Source organism: Robiginitalea sp., assembly GCF_049588695.1.
In the GTDB taxonomy this organism is placed as follows: Bacteria; Bacteroidota; Bacteroidia; order Flavobacteriales; family Flavobacteriaceae; genus Robiginitalea.
Genome location: NZ_JBAVZJ010000349.1, coordinates 1 through 3,533, shown reverse-complemented (window position 1 = coordinate 3,533; position 3,533 = coordinate 1). Strand labels below are relative to the sequence as shown.

Sequence of the window (3,533 nt, the reverse complement as noted above, 5' to 3'; positions counted from 1 at the left end):
TACCCGCCATCCTTTTATGTTATATGCTTCCCGCCATTCTGGCCAGTCTTGGAATCGTTTCAGATGAGCACTCCAATCTATATTTTATGGCCAGTAGGTATTTATTGCCGGCAGCCCTGGTTTTAATGACCCTCAGCATAGACCTGAAAGCTATTGCCAGACTGGGATCAAAGGCGCTTATTATGTTCCTCACCGGTAGCGTGGGTATTATAATCGGGGGGCCCATAGCCATTTTGATCGTTTCTGTGATTTCACCGGAAACCCTTGGCGGACATGATTTTGATGCGATTTGGCGGGGATTATCGACCATTGCAGGAAGCTGGATTGGGGGCGGTGCAAACCAGGCTGCGATGTTTGAGATCTTTAAATTCAATCCCGACCGCTATGGCGAGATGATATTGGTAGATGTGGTTTGTGCTAATATCTGGATGGCTATTCTTTTACTTGGTGTGGGGAGGAACAAACAAATTGACCGCTGGTTAAAGGCGGACGCCTCTTCCATTGAAGCTTTAAAAAAGAAGGTTACTGAGTTCTCTGAACGCATTACCCGCGTCCCTACCCTAAGGGATTACCTTCTGATGACGGCCCTGGCCTTCACCGCGGTTGGACTGGCCCATTTTCTGGGGGATGAGATCAGTGGCTTCCTCTCCAACTCCTATGAAGCTGTTCGGAACCCCCAAAGCTTTCTGTCCTTTCTCGGGGGTAAATTCTTCTGGATGGTTGTCATAGCTACTCTTGCCGGTATAGGTATGTCTTTTACACGTGCCAAAAACCTGGAAGGTGCGGGAGCCAGTAAACTGGGTGGGGTCTTTATTTATATTCTGGTTGCCACTATAGGAATGAAGATGGACTTAAGCCGAATCCTGGAAAACCCGGGACTCATATTGCTCGGATTAATCTGGATCTCCATCCATGCCGGATTGCTCATCTTGGTGGCTAAACTGATCCGCGCGCCTTTCTTCTTTCTCGCGGTTGGCAGTCAGGCAAACGTAGGCGGAGCTGCTTCAGCTCCTGTGGTTGCCGCGGAATTTCATTCCTCATTGAGTTCTGTAGGTGTCCTCCTGGCCGTTTTGGGTTATGTGGTGGGAACTGGTGGGGCGCTGCTCTGTGCTTACCTGATGGAAGTGGTTTCAAGTCTATAAATGCCTGCTGGATGTTTTGAAAAAAAATGGCATATTTGCCCCTTATTTGACACCCATGAAAAGCTTTGTTTACATCCTGGCCTTCCTGCTGATCTTGATCTCCTGCAATACAGAAGATGAAAGTCTTAAAATGGTCGTAGGGGGGAATATAAAAGGGTTGAAAAAGGGCACTTTATTTCTGCAGGGGATTCCCGATTCCACACTGGTCAACCTGGACTCCGTGGAAATCCGGGGGGATGGCAATTTTGAATTGACTACCGAAGTTCCCGAGCCTGATGTTTTTTACCTCTATCTCGATAATGCTGACAACAATAGCCTGAACGACCGGATTGCTTTTTTTGGAGAAGCCGGGACCTATAAGATCACTTCGCGTTGGGATGCTTTTGAGTCCAATGCCACTGTCGATGGGACAGAGATCCAAAAAAAATACGAGGAGTTTAAAGAGAATATGTCTCGTTTCAACCTCAGGCAATTGGAATTATCCAGGGCCCTGAGAACATCCCAAATCGCCCGGGACTCCACAGCCGCGGATTCCATTGAACTGGCCCTTGACCAAAGCCTGAAAAGAAAATACCTCTACACCCTTAATTTTGCCCATACCCACAAAAGTTCTGAACTGGCGCCATACGTTGCCTGGGCAGAGATAGCGGATGCCAACCCAAAACTTTTGGATTCGCTCTACAGGACGTTACCTGCAGATGTAGCGGACTCCAAATATGGTAAAAAACTTAAGGAAGTGCTGGAGGGTCAACAATAGGGGTTTATCCCATTTTGTTCAGACGTGTCACCAGTTCGGTTGCTTCTTTCTGCAGAGAAGCCCGTACCTGCTTCAAATGCTTCTTGCGATCTGCCACATCTTTTTGATTCACCTCGGCGATAAGGGTGTCGAAGGTTTCTATAGCTTTATCAATGATTGCAGAACCCTCTTTTGAGCCTTCTGTTTGATTGCTATTTTCGATAATATACACGGCCTCAATAATATCGCCCAGTACATAGTTAATGTCCTTTTTCAGGTCTCTTATGCTTGCCATAATAGCTGCTTATTTGCCGTAAAAATACAACATCCGTGTAAGACTATGTGATACAACTTATAAAGAAACTTTGAGAAAACGAGATTCTGAGGTATTCACCATAACTTCTGCAGCCGCAGCTGGAAGAAGAAGGGTTTCGCCTTTTTTAATCTGGCTTTTCCGAGAATTCAAAACTACCTCGGCCGATCCATCCACACAGACCAGGACCGTAAAAGATTCGTCATGGGACAGGGAAAGCCTCGTTTGGGTGTCTAATTCCAAAAATGAGGTATTGAAATAAGGGCTGGTGACCATTTGGTTTTCCTGGTTTTTCTGCTTCCCATACGAGATTTTGAAGTCATCCCTCTTTTTAAAGTCCATCGCATCCAGGGCGAGTTCAGTATGGAGCTCTCTGAGGTTTCCCCTGGCATCTCGTCGGTCGAAATCGTAGACCCTATAGGTGACATCCGAGCTCTGCTGAATCTCTGCCAGTAAGATCCCGGCCCCGATGGCGTGAATCTTTCCGCTGTTTATAAAAAATCCGTCCCCAGCGGCAACAGGTTCATAATGCAGGTACTGAGGCAGTGATTTCTCTTCCATAGCCTGCTGATACTCCTCCTTGCTCATATCCCGTTTAAACCCGATGATCAATTCGGCTCCCGGATCGGCATCCATCACATACCACATCTCCGTCTTACCAAAAGAGTTATGACGTGCCCTGGCGAGTTCATCCCCGGGATGCAATTGAATAGAGAGGTCCTTTTGCGCATCGATAAACTTGATTAAAATCGGAAACTCCCTGCCAAATTTTTCGATGACGGGTTTGCCGAGTAACTCTATGGGATACGCCTCTATAAGTTCAGTTAGGGATTTCCCTTTGTAGGGTCCATTGTCGATCAGGGATACATCTCCCTCTACCCCGGAAAGCTCCCAGCTTTCACCGATACCTGTACCTTCGAAGTTTTTTTCGAGAACATCGCGCAGTTTATGCCCTCCCCACAAGCGCTCCTTGAGGATAGGTTTAAACCTGAGGGGGTATAGTTCCATCTTCTTGAATTCCTTTTATAGCCTTCAATGCATTCCGCACATGCCCAGAAGCCTGTAAGGCTTCGAAGGCCAGCACTACCCTTCCGCCTTTGTCGACCACGAAGGTTTCCCGTCCGGGAAGCAAACTCATAAAACGGTTGGCAACTTTAAACTTTCGTCGAACCGTTTTGTCGCTGTCGCTTAATAAAACGAAGGGCAATTGGTGCTTTTTGGAGAAATTTCTATGAGATTTTTCAGAATCCGAACTTATTCCAACAACCAGTGCACCGGCATCGCTAAAATCCTCAAAATTGTCCCGAAAGGAACAGACTTCAGCGGTACACCCGGGGGTAAA

The 3,533-nt window shown here is 47.0% G+C and carries 5 protein-coding genes; 2 read left to right on the top strand and 3 right to left on the bottom strand.

Annotation, left to right across the window (positions count from 1 at the left end; genetic code table 11):
- Together WBV75_RS08500 and WBV75_RS08495 are read left to right on the top strand one after the other, a co-directional pair.
- Positions 1-1,142: DUF819 domain-containing protein (locus tag WBV75_RS08500; protein ID WP_424120202.1), on the top strand; the 1,142-nt coding region annotated here is incomplete at its 5' end.
- 55 nt (positions 1,143-1,197) lie between these two features.
- A complete protein-coding gene (locus tag WBV75_RS08495) occupies positions 1,198-1,899 on the top strand; it encodes a DUF4369 domain-containing protein (RefSeq protein ID WP_424120201.1) in 702 nt (233 codons plus the stop codon).
- A 4-nt stretch (positions 1,900-1,903) separates the two neighbouring features.
- Here WBV75_RS08495 and WBV75_RS08490 read toward each other — a convergent pair whose 3' ends face one another.
- The 3 genes from WBV75_RS08490 to WBV75_RS08480 all read right to left on the bottom strand — a co-directional run.
- The gene (locus WBV75_RS08490; RefSeq protein ID WP_424120200.1) at positions 1,904-2,173 is read right to left on the bottom strand and encodes a hypothetical protein; all 270 of its coding nucleotides are present in this window, start codon (positions 2,171-2,173) and stop codon (positions 1,904-1,906) included.
- A 57-nt stretch (positions 2,174-2,230) separates the two neighbouring features.
- Complete coding sequence (locus WBV75_RS08485) at positions 2,231-3,199, bottom strand: type I phosphomannose isomerase catalytic subunit (protein WP_424120199.1); 969 nt, start codon at positions 3,197-3,199, stop codon at positions 2,231-2,233.
- On the bottom strand, positions 3,174-3,533 hold a 360-nt coding region (locus WBV75_RS08480; protein ID WP_424120198.1), incomplete at its 5' end, for a peroxiredoxin. The genes WBV75_RS08485 and WBV75_RS08480, both read right to left, overlap by 26 nt.

Excerpts from the sequence above, each read along its gene's own strand:
- WBV75_RS08495 (WP_424120201.1), top strand. The coding sequence starts at position 1,198 with ATGAAAAGCTTTGTTTACATCCTGGCCTTCCTGCTGATCTTGATCTCC.
- WBV75_RS08490 (WP_424120200.1), bottom strand. The coding sequence starts at position 2,173 with ATGGCAAGCATAAGAGACCTGAAAAAGGACATTAACTATGTACTGGGC.
- WBV75_RS08485 (WP_424120199.1), bottom strand. The coding sequence starts at position 3,199 with ATGGAACTATACCCCCTCAGGTTTAAACCTATCCTCAAGGAGCGCTTG.